Here is a 17878-nt window from a genome sequence, read left to right on the forward strand (position 1 = left end):
TCACATCGCCTCCCTGTTCCCGTCAGCAAGCTGTCGAAATGCCTCATCGAGCGTTCCTTGATCGATTCGAATATCACGTGCATTGATGTTTTCTTGAAAGATGAGCGCTAACACTTTATCAGTATTTGACGTTTGAATACTGATTCGCTGATGCTTTTGAGTCACTCGTTCTACTTCCGGATGCCGATAAAGCTTTTCCAATGATTCATCCGATGAAACCTTAAAGGAAACAGACTGCTTCTGAATCCTTGCTCTGATTTGCTTCGGCGTTTCGTCTGCGGCAAGCCGTCCTTCAGCAAAAAACAAAATGCGCTGCGCGGCATCATCTGCTTCCTGTAAATAATGAGTTGAAAAAATAATGGTCTTGCCTTGATCCGCCAAGCTGTTCACTGTCTTCCAAAACTGGTGTCTTGATGTCGTGTCCATTCCGACAGTCGGTTCATCAAATACAAGTAACTCCGGATTGCCGGCAAGTGCCAAAGCAAAGCTCAGACGGCGTTTTTGTCCGCCGGATAATTTCTCTGCCGGTGTTTTCAAATCTTCTTTTGTGAGTGCTGTCAGCGAGACAAGCTCTTTCATGGATAATGGATGGGGATAATAACTGCGGATAAGCTCAAGGGTTTCGCAGACCTTTAATCCCGGCATGACACTCACTTCCTGCAGCATGGTACCGATTTTTTCACGCACCTGTTTTTCATCAGGCTGACGGTTAAATAATTTGATTTCACCCTCACTTGGCTTCAGCAATCCCAGCATCATAGAGATCGCTGTTGTCTTCCCTGCGCCATTCGGGCCAAGGATGGCCACGATCTCTCCTTTTCCTATGCTGAAATGAATGTTCTTCACTGCTGTTTTTTGCTGAAAATGTTTTGTGACATTTCTTACTGACACAACCTCATTCATTTTATGAGCACCTCCTGATTGCTTACATTGATTGTAAAATACCGGATCAGATGATTTTAGTAAGGGGTGTCATGATTTGAGATGACAAATGTCATTTGTGTCATTCAGATGATATTACCGCTTTATATTATATCCGGCACCTAGGCAATCCTTCCGCTACATCTTCCAATCAATCCAGCTCTCCATGCCGCATGTCCTCTTTCTGCAAGACGCCTATTTACTTTCATAGAAAGCCCGCAATTCACGCCTTGAAGTGGTATGATATACATATTAATCTTCATGTCGTTTTAGCTGAAAGGAGCCGACTATGGATCAAGCTATTTTGACTAGGAATCATGTGAAGGTGAGGGGGAACGGTGCAGCATCCATCGTATTTGCACCTGGCTTCGGGTGTGATCAGAGCGTGTGGAATGCCGTGGCTCCTGCCTTTGAAGACGAATACCAGCTGATTCTATTTGATTACGTAGGTGCGGGAAATTCTGATTTGCACGCATATGATATGGTTCGTTACCGCACACTTGACGGCTATGCCCAGGATGTTCTGGATGTTTGTGAAGCGTTAGATCTGTCAAAAGCCGTTTTTGTGGGGCATTCTGTGGGGGCTGTGATTGGCATGCTTGCATCATTACGACGTCCCGAGCTTTTTTCACAACTGATTATGGTGGGGCCTTCTCCTTGCTATTTAAATGATCCGCCTGAGTATTACGGGGGTTTTGAGGAAGAGCAGCTCCTTGGGTTAATAGATATGATGGAGAAAAACTACATAGGCTGGGCAACCGTTTTTGCGGCGACCGTAGTGAATCAGCCGGATCGGCCAGAAATTAAGGAAGAGCTGGAAAGCCGTTTTTGTTCTACTGATCCTATCATCGCACGGCAATTCGCGAAGGCGGCGTTTTTTTCAGATCATCGAAAAGATCTTCCAAAGGTGACCGTGCCTTCGCTTATCCTGCAATGTTCGAATGATGTCATTGCACCGTCATTAGTAGGTGAGTATATGCAAAAGCATCTCCCTTACAGCACACTCATACAGATGAAAGCCAACGGGCACTGCCCGCATATGAGCCATCCCGAAGAGACAATACAGCTGATCAGCGATTATTTGAACGCATACATGATTTAGGAACGAAAGGGATAGAGGTGACCCTCTGAATGGATCAACAATTGAATTATGCACCATGCGGTTTCCTTACTTTATCTGAAGAGGGTACCATTTTAGCTGTCAATCACACCTTGCTTAAGATTCTTGATTACGAATCGGAACAGGTGATCGGCCAGCATGTCAATGCTCTTTTAACCGTTCCTGCAAAGCTTTTTTATCAGCTTTATTTTGTTCCGCTTTTGCAGCTTGAACAACACATTGAAGAAATGTACATCTCCCTGGAAACAAACAATGGGGAAGAAGTCCCCGTTCTTATAAACGCTGTTCGAAGAGCGGATCAGGAAGCCGCTGTAACAGAATGCGTTGTCATTCCGATGCGGAAACGAAACGAATATGAAAATGAGCTGCTGATTGCCAGAAACGCGGCTGAGGAAGCACTGCTCGCCAAACAGAAAGCAAATGCGGAGCTGGAAATTGCTTTGCAGACGCTGAAGGTGAAACAAGAAGAGCTTCTTGCGATCAATAAGCAAAATCAGCAATTCAGATCGAATACAAAAAGAGAGCTTGAACTCGCCAGAAAGATTCAAGAAAATTCATTGACCGAGCCGATCTTGAATGATCACATTCAGATTGATTCGTATTATAAAGCATCCAGTGACTTATCAGGCGACTTATATGGATTTTATCAAATCGATGAGCACCGCTACGGCTTGATCCTCCTTGATGTAATGGGACACGGCATTTCTTCTGCATTAGTTACGATGTCCCTCCATCCTTTATTCCAGCGATTAATGACACAAGGGATCAGTCCCGACAAAGTCATGAAGGAACTAGACTACCATCTTCACAGTTTGTTTCAAAACGACGAGGAAGCAAGGCATTACTGTACCGCCATTTGCCTCATCATTGATACAGACCGGCAAAGAATTGATTATGTCAACGCGGGCCATCCGCCCGCATTATGGCAGGATGCCGAGGGAACCCAATCAACGCTGGACGCAACCGCACCGCCGATTGGGATGTTTGAAGAAGCGGTGTTTCAGTCAAGCAGCCTTCACTATACACGCGGCGGAAGGCTGCTTCTGTATACAGACGGTGTGATGGACCCGACGGCATCATGTTATTTACACCGTTTAATAAAGAATCATCCTGATTTGCCTATAGCTGAGCTGAAAAACAAAATCCTCTCATCTCTTCAAGCTGAGCCCAAAAACGATGATGAGTGTTTTATTTTAGTAGATGTAAAATAAAAGAATCCATGAGAGATAACAATGCGTTGTTACACCTCATGGATTTTCATTATTTTTTCGGGATATGGCCTGTTTCCGCGTATTTGAATACCTGTAAGGATGGCAGCGGATGTCCGTTGAAATCAAACAAAGCTTGATTATCCACTGCACTTCCTCCATACCACTTACCTGCGTCTTCAGGATCGTATTCGGCTGCATAGCTGGAGGCCCATCCGGAACCATATGTTTCCCATATCGTTTTATTTTTCTCCAATTGCGTCTTCGGGCCGACCGGAATCCACGCAGGCTCCCAATAAAAAACGCCCAATCCGGGTGTTCCTGTCTTTGCCACTGCATCCATCACATCTCTTACGGCATTTGCCTGGCCTTGCACTGAAATCGGGTATGGCAGCGTCTGACCGCTTTTAGGCGCTGTGTTTTCATGTCCGTCTCCGTCTTCAGCCGTATAGGTGTATGACGTTTCCGCCACCATGACTTTTTTGCCGTACGTATCCGCAACAGCTTTCAGCACGGAGGACAAATTGTGTAACGTACCGTGCCAGAATGGATAATATGAGCTGGCAAATACATCATAATCGACTTTGTTTTTGTTGAGGGTTTCAGCAATATATGAATATCGTCCTGACGTTTCTGGGTTGGTGAAATGCAGCGCGATCAATATGTCACGATTTGTTTCCCTGACTGCCCGGCTTCCCTCATTGAATAATTGACTCATCTTCTTCCAATCCGTTTCACCGGCAAATGCTCCTGTTGTTTCGTTTCCGACCTGTACCATACCGATATCAATGCCTTCCTTAACCATGGCTTGCAGACTTTGTTTTGTAAATTCATAGAGCTTCGCTTTCTTAGCTTCGAAGCTTAAGTTCGCCCAAGCCTTTGGCACCTTCTGTTTTGCAGGATCTGCCCAGAAATCGGAATAATGAAAATCTGCCAGCAGCTTCATCCCGTTCGCGGTTGCTCTTTTTCCGATTTGGATGGCTTTTTGAACATCATTATTGCCTCCCCCATAACCATTGCCATAAGCGTTATACGGGTCATTCCAAATGCGGACGCGGACATAGTTGACACCTGCTTGCTTTAAGGTTGTAAAGATGTCCTGACGTTTCCCGCTTGCATTGAAAAAGGTTACACCGCTGTTTTCTAAAGCAATAATGCTCGACACGTCAACTCCTTTGATAAAGTCCTTGTTCATGCCCGCTACCTTTTTAACAAAAAGGTCATTTGCCTGAAGCTCTGACACATATTTCTCCCCCTCTGCGGCGGCATATCCCGATGAACTTCCGATCCCGCTCCAGACGATAACAGCGACTAACAGCATGATGATACTGCTTTTCATATTTCCACCCTCTCACGTAAGCGATTTCAAAAAACACCCCGCCCATATAGAGCGGAGGCACACCTTAATGTGAGTTCACGACAATTCTCACTTCATATTTTTCCAAGATCAGGTCTCCTGAAAGCATTTCACCAGTAACAATATCCTTCACACGCTTATCAAACGAAACCAGCTGCTGTTGTTCCGTAAAATTCATGATGAAGATATAGTCATTGTGCTGATCCTGTCTCGCCTGTACGGAGACGCCTTTACCATGCTTAACCGGAAAAACCGGAGACAAAGACAGTTCTTTTATCAAACTTTGATAAAAATCCCGGTGAAATTGATCCTCTAAACGCGCGCCGATAAAATACGCTTTTCCTTGTTCATATTGATGGCTTGTAACCGCAGGGGTATGCGCATAAAAGTCATCCTGATACACACCCTCTGCCGTTGCGGCTTTCAATTCGATCACCGTTGCATAATCTTTCATTTCATACGTTTGATTGCGGTAGCTGACGGCATTTCGATCTTTCGGATACAGCGTATCTGTTTCGAGCGGCTCAATTCCAAATATCGTTTGCAAGTCTGGGTGCCAGCCGCCGGTGTACGTTAAGTCATGCTCGTTGACGATTCCGCTGATATACGTCATCACCAAGGTTCCGCCGTTAGCCGTAAACTTCTTTAATCGCGTGATGGTTTCTTCACTGATTACATACAGCATGGGGACGATCAGCAGCTTATACGCTGAAAAATCTTGTTCTTTTGTAATGACGTCGACCGGGATATCCTGTTCCCAGAATGTGCGGTAATGCTGCTGCAGTGTTTGCGGATAACGCTTTGTCGCTTTTGCAAATCCCTGAGCGTCCTCAAGCGCCCAATTATTTTCCCAATCATACAAAATAGCAGCTTCAGACGGTCTCTTCGTTCCAACGACTTCAGACAGCTGTTCCAATGTCTCCCCGACTTTTGCCACTTCTTGAAAGACGCGGTTCTTTGTGCTGTTGTCATGATCCACAATCGCCCCATGCAGTTTTTCCGATGATCCTCGTGATTTTCGAAATTGGAAATAGAGGACGCTGTCTGATCCGTGGGCAATCATTTGCATAGATGAAAGCAGGTTCATGCCCGGACGTTTCGCTTTGTTTACGTTATGCCAATTGACAGCGCTAGGCGTACACTCCATTAATAAAAAGGGCTGCTGCTTGAGGCTTCTGTACAGATCATTGATAAAGCCGACCTTCATCGCCAAATCTGCTGTGCTTTCCCAATCATTGTGCCACACAGGATAAGCGTCCCAGCTGATGACATCCACATGCTTTGCAAATTTGCTGTAGTCGAGACCCTGATAAGGAATTAAATCTGGTGTATCACCCATAAAATTCGTTGTTATCGGAATGTCCGGCGTCAGCTCTTTCAGCGGTACGATTTCATTTTCATAAAAGGAAATGGTTTGATCCGTGACAAACCGGCGCCAGTCTAAGTTCAGGCCGTGCAAGCCATTTTCTCCAATCGGGGAAGGGCTTTCAATTTGTGACCAGTCATTGAATGTATGACTCCAAAACGGCGTCCACCATGCGTTATTCAATGCTTTGAGACTATTGTCATATTTCATTCTCAGCCACTCTCTGAAAGCGTTCTGGCATAGATCACAGTGGCATTCTCCTCCATATTCATTGGAAATATGCCACATCAAAAGCGCCGGATGACCGCGGTACCTTTCTGCTAATAAACGGTTGATGTGCCGCGTTTTTTCACGATAGACCTTGGACGTCAGGCAGTGGTTATGCCGTCCGCCGTGCAGCTGTTTCACTCTGGAGGCATTGACCCGCAGCACTTCAGGGTAGGTTTGCGACAGCCAGGCAGGACGCGCTCCGCTCGGCGTTGCTAAAATGACACGGCCGCCGATACTGTGGATACGGTCAAAAACATCATCAAGCCATTCAAATTGATATACACCTTCCTCCGGCTCAAGCGCACTCCATGCAAAAATGCCGACAGAAAACGTATTGGTATGGGAAAGCTTCATCAGCTTTATATCGTCGGCTAAAATATCCGGCCGATCCAGCCATTGATCAGGGTTGTAGTCTCCTCCGTGGAGCATAAACTTCGCTTTTGTAACGTGCTTTTTTTCAAGCTTTGACATGATGTTCTCCCCCTTATTCTCTTATCCTTTCGTTCCGCCTGCGGTTAATCCGGACACAAAATTCTTTTGCAGCATGATAAAGATGACGGCAACAGGTATGCTGATGAGCAAGGCACCCGCCGCAAATGTCGTATAGCTTGCTCCCATGACATCATTGACTAAATTGAATAAGCCTACGGGCAATGTATATGATTCAGGTGTTCTCAATATCGTTGATGACAAAACAAAATCTCCGAGCGGGCCGGTAAATCCATTCATCGCAACCACTGCCGCCATCGGTTTTGATAAAGGCAGGATGATCTGCAAAAAGATCCTCGTGCTGCTTGCCCCGTCAATCTTTGCGCTTTCGTCTAAATCAATCGGGATAGAATCCATATATCCTTTCATCAAGTACGTATTCATCGGGATCAGGCCGCCGATATAAAGCAGGATCAGCAGCCAATGGCTGTTGATCATTCCTAACATTTGAGCCAGCACAAACAAGGCGATCAATGCAGAAAACTGAGGTATCATTTGCAGCAATAAAAAGAGCGTTAATGCGTATTTCCTCCCTTTAAACCGAAAGCGGGAAAACGCATAGGCCGTAAACGTCACACAGATCAGTGAGCCAGCCATCGTAAACAGGCTGATTTTTATCGAGTTGATATACCACTGCACATATTGAAGGCTTTCTTTGCCCGCAAATAATTCTTTGTAGTGGTCGAACGTCGGATTCTTCGGAATGAGGGATGTACTGATTAAACTGTTGCCGGGATTAAAGCTGGCGCCTGCCGTCCAAAGGAGAGGATACACAATAATGGCCGCCATGCAGGCTAAAAACAAGTAAGAGAAAAGGAGCCGCATAAATTTTTTGACCTTCATATCTGCCAGCATGTCTCAGCCCTCCTCTTTAAAAGACTTCGTCTGTCTGAATTGCCACAATGCAATGGCAATCACAAACACAGACAATAAAATGGTTAAAGCAGCCGCAAGGGAATATTGGCTGGACTGCATCGTCAATTTATAAATCCACGATACGAGAATATCTGTTCCGCCGGCTGTTGATCCGGAAACAGCCGGACCGCCTCCATTGAAAAGATAAATAATATTGAAGTTATTAAAATTAAATGTGAACTGCGTAATGATAATCGGAGCCATTGCAATGAACACCATCGGGAGCGTGATGTATCTCAGCTTTGAGAAGATGGAAGCACCATCGATTGTCGCCGCTTCATAAAGATCCTCAGGAATCGATTGCAAAACACCCGTTGAAACAAGGAAGATATACGGAAAACCAAGCCAGCCTTGCATGAGGATCAGCGCCAGCCTCGACCAATTCGCATCTGTCATCCACGGAAGCGGATCAATGCCCAAGAAAGCCAAGATGTCATGATTCATTGCGCCGAAACTATCGTTAAACAAACCTGCAAAAATTAAAATCGTGACAAATCCGGGAACAGCCCATGGCAAAATCAAAATAGTCCGGAAAAACCGTTTAAACCGGATGTCTTTCTGATTCACAATGATCGCCAGCCATATCCCCAGACTGACTTGCAGAGTGGAAGCACAAAGCGTCCACACCACCGTCCAAGCCAGCACATCAAAAAAGGTCGAGCGCCAAATATCGACAGTAAAAATATCAGTGAAGGTTTGAAAACCAACCCAATCTACTAATTTAGCAGGAGGAGAATGATATAAATCATAGTTTGTAAAAGCTAAGGCAAAGCTGAATAAGATGGGAAAGATCACCGCGAAAATTAAAATAAACAGAGATGGTCCGCTGACGACATATGGATAGCCCTGAGCGATGATATTTTGATATTGTTCCTTGAGAGAGCTCAAGGGCCTCTTTTCATCACGGCGTTTTCCGCTTTGATAAGCGTCTCGCAAATTCACATAATATACCGCAAGTCCAAAGCATGTCACAATGACAGCGATAATGCCTTCCGCCAGCAGAAACACCGAGTTATCCCGCGGCACCTCTGTTCCCAGCGTGAAGATTCCCCAAAGCCCCATATTCAGCAAATCTCCAAATACCGCAAAAAACGATGCGCCCAAGAGGAGAAACAGGAGGCCTTTGATCCATTGTTTGTTGTAGAATTGACCAAGGCCCGGAATGATTGACAATAACAAAGCGACTTTACGATGCTGCACCGTCTTCACCTCTCTTACAATACAAATCTACTTTTCTCTTTATGTTCCGCTATGCTTTGCCTTCATCTGCCCTTTGGCCGTTTCGGCAGCCTGATCTAAGGCTTTTTTCGGGTCCGCTTTTCCTGTTGCAATCGTTTGTAATGCCGAATCAGCCGGGGTCCATATTTCGTTCATTTCCGGTATATTCGGCGTCTGCTCTGAGAAGCGGGATTGTTCGGTGACCGCCCGTGCCGCATCGCTTTTCATGATCGCCTTGTCACTCGCTAATGATTGAACGGCCGGAACTTCTTTCGTTTGTTCATATCGTTTTTTAGAATTCTTTTCAGTAGCCAGAAAAACGGCTAACTCTTGCGCCAGCTCTGCATGTTTTGAAAATGCGCTGACATTGTAGCTTTTGACGCCGATAAAAGAGCTCATGTTTTTGCCGTTTTCCAGCTTCGGAAGCTTGGTGATGCCATAATCAATTCCCGCTTTCGAAAAGGCTTCTACATTCCATGGGCCTGAAATAATCGCAGCAGCCTTTCCTTCTGTAAACAGTGATTCGAGTACATTGATTCCCTGCTCTCCGACAATGCCAGCCGGGAATAAGCCGTCTTGATAAAACTTCTGAATCAGCTCAGCACCTTTGACAGCGCCTTCATTATTGATTCCAAGATCAGACGGATCATCGTTTCCATCCTTATCCTTTCCAAAGATATATCCGCCGTACCCGCCCATAACACTTTGCGCGTAATAGATTTGATCAAATAAGGCTAAAAATCCAAATTTGCTGCCATCAGCCGTTTTTTTAGAGTAGTCGTACCACTCTTCCAGCGTTTGCGGCAATTCGTCCTCTGAGATGAGATCTTTGTTATAAAAAAGCACTGTTGTTTCGACGGCTTTAGGCAGGCCATAAAGCTTCTGATCCACCATTTGAGACTGAATGGATGCGTCTGTGTAGAGCGATTGAACATCCTTTTCGACGTTTAATTCTTTGATTAATCCCTCTGTGACAGCCGTTCCGATCGGGTCACCGGGCATGGTCAACACGTCAGGCCCTGTGCCGGCCGGGCCGTCCATACGCAAATCTTCAATCTGCTGGGCATAAGGTTTTTCAACAACTTTGACCTTTACATCATGCTCTTTTTCAAATTCGGCAACAGCGTCTTTAATGCCGATGCTTTTTTCTTTATCCTCCCACACGACAAGCTCCGAGCCCTTTGAACTTGTTTTTTCGCTGCTGCTTTCCTGCGGTCCGCAGGCGGCTAAAGATAAACTGACAGCCGCGCAGAGCATGACACCGGCGTACTTTTTTACCATTTTCATCAATTGTCACCCTTCCGTATTAGATGAAAGCGCTTCAAAAACAATATAGCATGACTGAGAAAATGTGTAAACAAACTATTTACTCTTATAAATAAATTTTTTTACCAAACAAAAAATGACTTAGAATACTAAGCCATTTTGAAATACGATTTAATTCATGCTCTTTCTGACGATTAATTCACCTCCCATATATAACGTTTTAACCGTTTTCCGCTTTTCCAGCACTTGCTCAAGCAATAATTCCACAGCGTTTTTACATAGTTCCTTGATATCAATATGAAAGGTCGTCAGCGGCGGAGAGACGTACTTGGCAAAGCTGATGTTATTGATGCTCACGACGCTCACTCTGTTTGGTATCGCGATTCCTTTTTCATTCAGGGCTTGCAGACAGCCGACCGCAATCGGGTCTGCCGCGATAAAAAAGGCGGTCGGAAGCTGATCACCCAATGCTTCAATCGCTTTAGTCATCAGGCGGTAGCCATTTTCGACGGAGAAGCCGCGGTGGCATAATATATAGCGCTCGTCCAGCATCCCTTTTTCCTGCATATAGGATCGGAACGTTTTTTCACGAATATCCATTTCATCTTGATTCGTGTTCGGATTTTTGTACGTGCCGCCAATAAATCCGATATTCTTATGCCCTTTTTCAACTAGGATGTTTACCGTTCTCTTCGTCATTTGCGCTAAGTCCGGCCTTACTGAATCAAAATGGTCGGGATCAGGTGAAGAGTCAATAAAAACACCGTTCTCCGTCAGATTTCTGAGAAACGCTAATTCTTTATCAGAAAAGGTGCCCACGGCAATAAAACCTTCTGTATGAGCTGGAATGCATTCAATACCGTCCGTTATTTTATAGGTCGTCATGTCGACATTGAAGGTTTTCGCCAATTTCTCTACTTCTAATCTCATTGTTTTGAAATAGACATCTTCCAGCTCCTCTTGATCTGTCAGCCAATATAAAAAAGCAATGTGTTTCACCAGCGGCCTTACAGTTTTCTTGCGATAATTAAGTTTCTCCGCGGCTTCATATATCTTTTCACGCGTCTCGTCCGGTACAGAAAGGCTCTCATCGTTATTTAAAACACGGGAAACGGTTGAAATCGAAAATCCCGCGGCTTGTGCGATATCTTTTATTGTCGCCATTATATCTGCCTCCATTCCCAAACATGCCAGTGGTCGTTTTAGTAAAATATTTTACTTTCTTTTTCGTAAATGTCAAGCTGTGTCAGCCGCACAATGAAAATAAGACTGAACCATTACAGCTCAGTCTTGGTTGTTTGTATGCACCAGCAGAATTGCCCGGGAAATGAGTCGGTTATTGCACGTTTTCCTCAAAATATCCCGAAAGGACATCTTCCACATTCGTCAAGTGTGCCAGCATCGCTTCTTCCGCCTGTGCTCCGTCCTGGGCAGCCACGGCATTATAAATCCGTTCATGCTCCTCATAAAGCCGCTGTACCGAGGTCTTCTTGGAAAACAGCCAGATTTTCCGCGTTTCTCTCATCGTTTCCAGCAGCAATGATGATACGTGATTCATCAGATGTTTAAGCAGATCGTTTTGTGAAGCGTCAGCGAGTGCCAAATGAAAGGCGAAGTCTGCTTTTTCGCCTAGCTCCCCGTCTGCTTCAATCTCCCCCATTTCCTTTAACGCCGCATGAATGCTTTGGAGATTCTCTTCTGTCCGTTTTTCGGCAGCTAATGAAGCCACGCCGATTTCAAGCAGCTTTCTGACCTCGAGCAGCTGTTTGACATCTTCTTTTTTCATTAAAAGTGCGGCTGACAGAGGCTGAGAAATTTGATCAGGTTCAAACTCCTTTAGGTAGGTGCCTTCTCCCTGTTTCATTTCGACAAGCCCCATCGCTTTTAATGCGGAAAGCGCTTCGCGCACCGCTGAACGGCTGACTTGAAAGCTTTCGGAAAGCGCCTGAACGGAGTCAAGTTTATCCCCCGGCTTCAGTTGGCCGGTTTTGATCATATCTAATAATGCATCCGCGACTTCTTCATATATCTTTTTTGTTTTAATCTGTTTATATTTCAATGCAATTCACCCCGCAACTTGTAGGTCTGGCTGTTTACGATCTATTATACTCCCTTTTGGGCGCCGCCAAAAGATTTAGACAATTTCGTCAAAAAGTCTTGTACTTTGATTTTTTTCAAAATATAATGCTAGGTAACTGGTCTTATTATCTAGTCATCAGATGATCATATCATCTTTGGAAACCGCTTACACATAGCCAGTTATGTTTGAAGGAGGGGTTTGGGATGCAATGGACACAGGCATATACGCCTATAGGGGGAAATTTGCTTTTATCTGCGCTTGCCGCACTTGTACCGATTATTTTCTTTTTCTGGGCACTCGCCATTAAACGAATGAAGGGGTATACGGCGGGATTGTCCACCTTGGGAATCGCGCTGCTGATTGCTGTATTGATTTACGGGATGCCGGCGGAAAAAGCGCTTATGTCCGCTACACAAGGAGCCGTATACGGCATTCTGCCAATCGGCTGGATCATTGTGACGTCTGTTTTTTTGTATAAAATCACTGTAAAAACGGGACAGTTTGATATTATTCGCAGCTCTGTTCTCTCCATTACCGATGACCGCCGGCTTCAGGCGCTGCTGATCGCTTTCTCATTCGGGGCTTTTTTAGAAGGAGCGGCGGGCTTCGGGGCGCCGGTCGCGATTTCGGCCGCACTGCTTGTCGGCCTCGGTTTTAACCCTCTTTATGCGGCGGGGATTTGTTTGATTGCCAATACGGCGCCAGTAGCCTTCGGGGCGATTGGGATTCCGATTACAGCTGTAGAAGGGCCGACAGGGATTCCGGCGATGGAGATTTCTCAAATGGTCGGGCGGCAGCTGCCGTTTTTATCTGTATTTATTCCTCTTTATTTAATTATCATTATGAGCGGATTCAGGAAAGCCTTTGAGGTATGGCCGGCGATTCTTGTTTCCGGTGTTTCCTTTGCCGCTGTTCAGTATCTCAGTTCCAACTTTCTGGGACCGGAGCTGCCGGATGTTTTGTCGGCGCTAGTATCGATGGCTGCGCTAGCTGTGTTTTTGAAATGGTGGAAGCCGAAGAAGACATTCCGGTTTGCGGGGGAGCAGGAATCGGCCGCCGCAATTGAAACGGCAAAACTGCACCCTGATGCACCGACTTACACCGGCGGGCAGATTTTTAAGGCTTGGTCGCCGTTTCTGCTGCTGACGGTGATGATTTCTGTTTGGGGCATTCCTTCGGTCAAATCCGCGCTGACAGGGCATTACGATGGCACAGCCATTGTCTTAAAATGGCTGAATGTGATTGGAGAAAAGCTGACTTTTGCTCCTGGGGTGCCTTTTTTGAACAATCAGATCGTCAATGCTGACGGCACTCCGATTGAAGCGGTTTATAAGCTTGAGTTGCTTGGTTCGGCAGGCACCGCGATTTTAATTGCCGCAGTGCTGTCAAAATTCATCACGTCCATTTCGTGGAAAGAATGGGGGGCTGTTTTTAGCGAAACACTGCAGGAATTGAAGTTTCCGATTTTAACGATCGCCTCGGTCGTTGGTTTTGCATATGTCACCAACTCCTCGGGAATGAGCACAACGCTCGGCATGACGCTGGCGCTGACAGGCTCGATGTTCACCTTCTTTTCGCCGGTTCTCGGCTGGCTCGGCGTCTTTATTACCGGCTCGGATACGTCGGCTAACCTGCTGTTTGGAAACCTTCAGAAAGTAACAGCCTTATCGGTCGGAATGGACCCTGTCCTATCGGTCGCGGCCAATTCATCAGGCGGCGTCACCGGCAAAATGATTTCCCCGCAGTCAATCGCGGTCGCGTGTGCGGCAGTCGGACTCGCCGGGAAGGAGTCGGATCTTTTCCGCTTTACGATCAAGCACAGCTTGTTTTTGCTGCTGCTCGTCTGTATCATCACCTTTTTGCAGCACCAGTTTTTCAGCTGGATGATTCCGTAAAAAAATCCTCCCTTACAGGGAGGATTTTATTTGTACCGTTTTCTGGCTGCCGATGACGGAATGTTCAATTGATCGCGGTATTTCGCCACTGTGCGTCTGGAGATTTGGATGCGGTGCTGTTCATATAACAGGTCAGCAAGCTTTTGATCTGAGAGGGGTTTTGTTTTATCCTCTTGCTGAATCAATGCTTGAAGATGCGTTTTGACCGCATAGTTGGATGTATCGCCATCTCCAGAGGCCTCTGCTTTTCCTGAGAAGAACATCTTCATCTCAACCAATCCGTAAGGCGTTTGTATCGTTTTCCCTTTAATGGCCCGGCTGATGGTTGATTCATGCAGGCCCAGACAATCCGCCACCTCTCTCAGTGTCAGCGGCTTCATAGCGCTCCGCCCTTTTAGGAAAAAATCTTTTTGACGTGCGGTCAGCTCATTTACAATTCTGGTGATCGTCTGCTTCCGCTGCCTCAGCGCGCGGCTCAGCCAGCGCCACTCCTGATATTTCGTAGATAAATAGGAAACCGTATCCTGACAGGCGCCCGACGATAGAAGCGGCCTGTACTGCGGATGCAGCTCAATCTCCGGGAACGAGCGGCTGTTCAGTTCCGCTGTGATCTGGCCGTTTTTAACGATGATGAAAATGTCAGGTTCAATATACATATCCTGCTCCGGACTGGCAAACAGAAGGCCGGGTCTTGGGTGAAGCGCAGCAATTTTATCAGAAATGTCCTGAATCGCGTGAAGCGGGATTCCAGTTTCTTTTGAAAGCGCTTTCCAGTTTTTTTGCGCAAATACATCAAAGTGTTCTGAAACAAGCAGTTCTGCCTGTTCATTTCTGTTCGGGAGACGCTGTAATTGCAGCAGAATACACTCTTGAAGAGATCTTGCGCCGATTCCCGCTGGTTCAAGCGACTGTAGTTTTCTCAGAACCGCTTCCGCTTCCTCTGCCGAAACAGACAGGCGCCGGGCTGCCTCCTCCACATCTTCCTCCAGATATCCGTTTGAATCAAGCGAATGTATCAGATAATTAAAAATCTTTTTTTCAGTGTTTGACAGATTCATATCCAGCGACTGCTGTTTGAGGACATCCTGCAGTGTTTTTTGCGGATTGCTTAATTGAAGGCCCGCCTCCTGCCTGCTGATCCTGTTTTTGTTTGTTTTATGGTAAGATAGTGGCGGTGTGTCTGTTTCCTTTCGTTCAATAAGAGGGTTTTCCAGTGAGAGCTCATCAATGTATTCGGCCAGTTCCGCCGAATGATAGCCAAGCAGCGTAATGGCCTGCCTGAGCTCCTGTGTCAGTTGAGGCTTTAGTACTTGTACTTGCTGAAGTTTCATATCCATCTTGCTCACTCCCCTTTCTTCATTGTACATGATTGGGATGACACCGTATACATTTATGAAAAAGGAGCTGCCAAAGAAATGTCTGAACTTTTTTCTGTACCGTATTTTATTGAAAACTTAAAGCAGCATATTGAAATGAACCCGTCTGAGGATAAGATCCACGCAATGAACAGCTACTACCGTTCTGTCGTTTCCACACTTGTGCAGGATCAGCTGACAAAAAACGCCGTTGTCCTGAAGCGGATTCAGCATTTAGATGAAGCCTACAACAAAGTAAAACGCGGAGAAGCAAAATAAACCTTCCGCTCACATGTGAGCAGGAAGGTTTTCCTTCTTTGAGGCGTCCCGAATGATTTGAGTGTTTGGCACTCCCTCCATCCAAGTATGATAGTAATTGGCGTTTTTTCCGTAGGAATTATCAATGACCGTGTTTTCTTTTTGAAGAAGAGAGGACAAAATATGGCCGTGCAGTCTTGACGTTTCCACCGATTGGTAACGGCTGAAAAAGCGAATGGCTTTGGTGACGATGTAATCCGAGTATTTTCTCCATATAAATGCGATTGGCAGAGGATTGCCCGCTTTTTTGTTCAGGACGTTCAGCGTTTGGAGAAAAGCGATTGTCCGGCGGTCTGAAGCTGACAGCACTGTACGCCAGTCATAGCTTTCCGCTTGCGCATGTCTTTGAAGCTCATCATTTGCTTCATGATCTGTTCTGATAAATCTCAGCTTTTGGCCGATCGGCTGCTGTGTCGGAATGATGGGAAACAGCTGGTGGGCCATATCAGGCAATAGCTTGATATGATTGTTTTGAAAGTACGCCTGTGCCGTTGCATAGGAGGCTTTTTCCCTTGTGATGATATGCAGATTTGAATGGGCAGAGAAAATGTCAGCCGTCCGTTTTAAGTTGTCTTCATGTTGAAAATAGATGGATTGCGGCAGAATGACGATTTTGTGGTTTGGATAGGTTTGAACGATTTTCTCTCTAAATCCTTGATAGTACGGATACAAATCCCCGAAGTTGCCGCCTCCCTGGCAGACGATGATCAGATTCGGATCAAGCTTTCGCCCGATTGGGAAATTGTCTGGGTTCCAGCGTTTTCTGACCCGAATGTCATTTTCTTTAAAAAAGGCTTCCGTTCCTTTCATAATAAATAGATCCCCTACATTTCCGTATAGAGGATAGTCGGCGTAAATGATTACGGATTGCTTCGGAATCATTTCGAGCAGCCCGGCCAGTTTTTTCTTCAGGCTGATCATTGAATGCTTGCTGTCCATCTCTTCACCTCTGTTGTTTGGAATAAGTGTAACAACACATCGATTACTCGGTCTTGATCTTCTTCGGTCATATTTGTTCCGGATGGGAGGCAGATCCCTCGCCTGAATAAGTTTTCGCACACACTTTCAGAATCTGTATGGGAATAAAATGCAGATGATGTAAACAGAGGCTGGGTATGCAGCGGCTTCCAAAGCGGTCTCGCTTCAATCTGTTCTTCAGCAAGATGCTGAACTACCTCATATGGAATCAGCCCGTTATCGAGCGTGAGTGCAGTAAGCCAGCGGTTGGACACGCCTTCTGAGTATTCCGGCATAAAGCAAACGCCATCTAGGCTGCCAAGCGCATTTTCATACCTCGTAAAAATCTCCCGTCTTTTCTCCACCCGCTCATCCAGCACCTCAAGCTGGGCCATGCCGACTCCGGCAAGGATATTGCTCAATCTGTAGTTGTGCCCGATTTCACTGTGCTGATAATGAACAGCAGGATCGCGGGCCTGTGAAGCGAGAAATCTTGCTTTTTCAATGGCAGCTTCATCGTCTGATACAAGCATCCCGCCTCCTGAAGTGGTAATGATTTTGTTTCCATTAAATGAATAAACGCCGAAACGGCCGAATGTCCCGCTCTGCTTCCCTTTATAGACTGAACCGAGGGATTCAGCCGCATCCTCAATGACCGGCACTCCGTATAAGCCGCACAGGCTTACAATCTCATCCATTTTCGCGCTTTGTCCGTACAGGTTGACGGCAATGACCGCTTTGGGCGGATTTCCATTTCGTTTTGCTTCCTCCAGTGCTCTTTCAAGTGCTTTCGGAGACATATTCCACGTATCCGGCTCAGAATCTATAAAAACAGGCACCGCTTTTTCATATAAAATCGGGTTTGCCGTTGCCACAAATGTAAAGGACGGACAAAACACGGTGTCTCCCGCTTTTACATCCAGCAAACGTAGCGCCAAATGAATCGCGGCGGTGCCTGAGCTGACCGCAGCCGCTCCTTTGGCGCCGACTCGTTCAGCTAATTTTTCTTCAAATGTATTCACAAGCGGCCCAAGCGGCGCAATCCAGTTTGAGCGAAAGGCTTCTGAAATATAGTGCTGCTCCCTGCCGCTCATATGAGGGGCGGATAAGTAGATTTTTTTATGCATGTAACCATCCTTTGCT

At 46.0% G+C, this 17878-nt stretch carries 15 protein-coding genes; 4 read left to right on the plus strand and 11 right to left on the minus strand.

Going from position 1 to position 17878, the window contains the following annotated elements; genetic code table 11:
• Positions 1-903, minus strand: coding sequence for an ABC transporter ATP-binding protein (locus WA325_RS12420; protein WP_336183706.1), 903 nt, complete (start codon positions 901-903; stop codon positions 1-3).
• Between the two features lie 307 nt (positions 904-1210).
• On the opposite strand from WA325_RS12420, the gene WA325_RS12425 reads away from it, so the two are divergent.
• A complete protein-coding gene (locus tag WA325_RS12425) occupies positions 1211-2023 on the plus strand; it encodes an alpha/beta fold hydrolase (RefSeq protein ID WP_336183707.1) in 813 nt (270 codons plus the stop codon).
• A gap of 29 nt (positions 2024-2052) precedes the next feature.
• Positions 2053-3252, plus strand: a complete 1200-nt coding sequence (locus tag WA325_RS12430) for a PP2C family protein-serine/threonine phosphatase (protein WP_326326895.1) — start codon at positions 2053-2055, stop codon at positions 3250-3252.
• A gap of 49 nt (positions 3253-3301) precedes the next feature.
• On the opposite strand, the gene WA325_RS12435 is transcribed toward WA325_RS12430, so the two are convergent.
• The 7 genes from WA325_RS12435 to lutR all read right to left on the minus strand — a co-directional run bounded on the left by WA325_RS12435 (position 3302) and on the right by lutR (position 12189).
• The gene (locus tag WA325_RS12435; RefSeq protein ID WP_336183708.1) at positions 3302-4588 is read right to left on the minus strand and encodes an arabinogalactan endo-1,4-beta-galactosidase; all 1287 of its coding nucleotides are present in this window, start codon (positions 4586-4588) and stop codon (positions 3302-3304) included.
• Between the two features lie 64 nt (positions 4589-4652).
• Entirely contained in the window at positions 4653-6716 is a 2064-nt protein-coding gene (locus tag WA325_RS12440; protein ID WP_105990951.1) for a beta-galactosidase, read from the minus strand.
• Positions 6717-6734: 18 nt separating this feature from the next.
• Positions 6735-7586 (minus strand): arabinogalactan oligomer ABC transporter permease GanQ, encoded by an 852-nt coding sequence (gene ganQ / locus WA325_RS12445; RefSeq protein WP_326326899.1) that lies wholly within the window; start codon positions 7584-7586, stop codon positions 6735-6737.
• Positions 7587-7589: 3 nt separating this feature from the next.
• A complete protein-coding gene (gene ganP / locus WA325_RS12450) occupies positions 7590-8846 on the minus strand; it encodes an arabinogalactan oligomer ABC transporter permease GanP (protein WP_326326901.1) in 1257 nt (418 codons plus the stop codon).
• A gap of 39 nt (positions 8847-8885) precedes the next feature.
• A complete protein-coding gene (locus tag WA325_RS12455) occupies positions 8886-10151 on the minus strand; it encodes a sugar ABC transporter substrate-binding protein (RefSeq protein ID WP_336183709.1) in 1266 nt (421 codons plus the stop codon).
• A 150-nt stretch (positions 10152-10301) separates the two neighbouring features.
• A complete protein-coding gene (locus tag WA325_RS12460) occupies positions 10302-11294 on the minus strand; it encodes a LacI family DNA-binding transcriptional regulator (protein WP_151174524.1) in 993 nt (330 codons plus the stop codon).
• Between the two features lie 172 nt (positions 11295-11466).
• Positions 11467-12189 carry an L-lactate utilization/bacilysin biosynthesis transcriptional regulator LutR gene (lutR, locus tag WA325_RS12465; protein WP_024122919.1) on the minus strand — a complete coding sequence of 241 codons (723 nt, stop codon included), beginning with the start codon at positions 12187-12189 and terminating at the stop codon, positions 11467-11469.
• Between the two features lie 224 nt (positions 12190-12413).
• Between lutR and lutP the strand changes: the two genes are divergently transcribed.
• Positions 12414-14105: an L-lactate permease LutP gene (lutP, locus tag WA325_RS12470; protein ID WP_336183711.1), complete on the plus strand. Its 1692-nt coding sequence runs from the start codon at positions 12414-12416 to the stop codon at positions 14103-14105.
• A 26-nt stretch (positions 14106-14131) separates the two neighbouring features.
• Here the strand turns inward: lutP and rpoN are convergent, their stop codons facing one another.
• Positions 14132-15442, minus strand: a complete 1311-nt coding sequence (gene rpoN, locus WA325_RS12475) for an RNA polymerase factor sigma-54 (protein WP_099043511.1) — start codon at positions 15440-15442, stop codon at positions 14132-14134.
• 78 nt (positions 15443-15520) lie between these two features.
• Between rpoN and yvfG the strand changes: the two genes are divergently transcribed.
• Positions 15521-15739, plus strand: a complete 219-nt coding sequence (yvfG, locus tag WA325_RS12480) for a protein YvfG (RefSeq protein ID WP_185848596.1) — start codon at positions 15521-15523, stop codon at positions 15737-15739.
• Between the two features lie 9 nt (positions 15740-15748).
• Here yvfG and WA325_RS12485 read toward each other — a convergent pair whose 3' ends face one another.
• Both WA325_RS12485 and WA325_RS12490 read right to left on the minus strand, forming a co-directional pair.
• Positions 15749-16717: a polysaccharide pyruvyl transferase family protein gene (locus WA325_RS12485; protein ID WP_336183712.1), complete on the minus strand. Its 969-nt coding sequence runs from the start codon at positions 16715-16717 to the stop codon at positions 15749-15751.
• Positions 16696-17862 (minus strand): DegT/DnrJ/EryC1/StrS family aminotransferase, encoded by a 1167-nt coding sequence (locus WA325_RS12490; RefSeq protein WP_336183714.1) that lies wholly within the window; start codon positions 17860-17862, stop codon positions 16696-16698. Before WA325_RS12490 ends, WA325_RS12485 begins: the two co-directional genes overlap by 22 nt.
• Positions 17863-17878: the final 16 nt, after the last annotated feature.

Origin of the sequence: Bacillus sp. 205(2023) (assembly GCF_037027485.1) — a bacterium.
Classification (GTDB): Bacteria; Bacillota; Bacilli; order Bacillales; family Bacillaceae; genus Bacillus; species Bacillus halotolerans.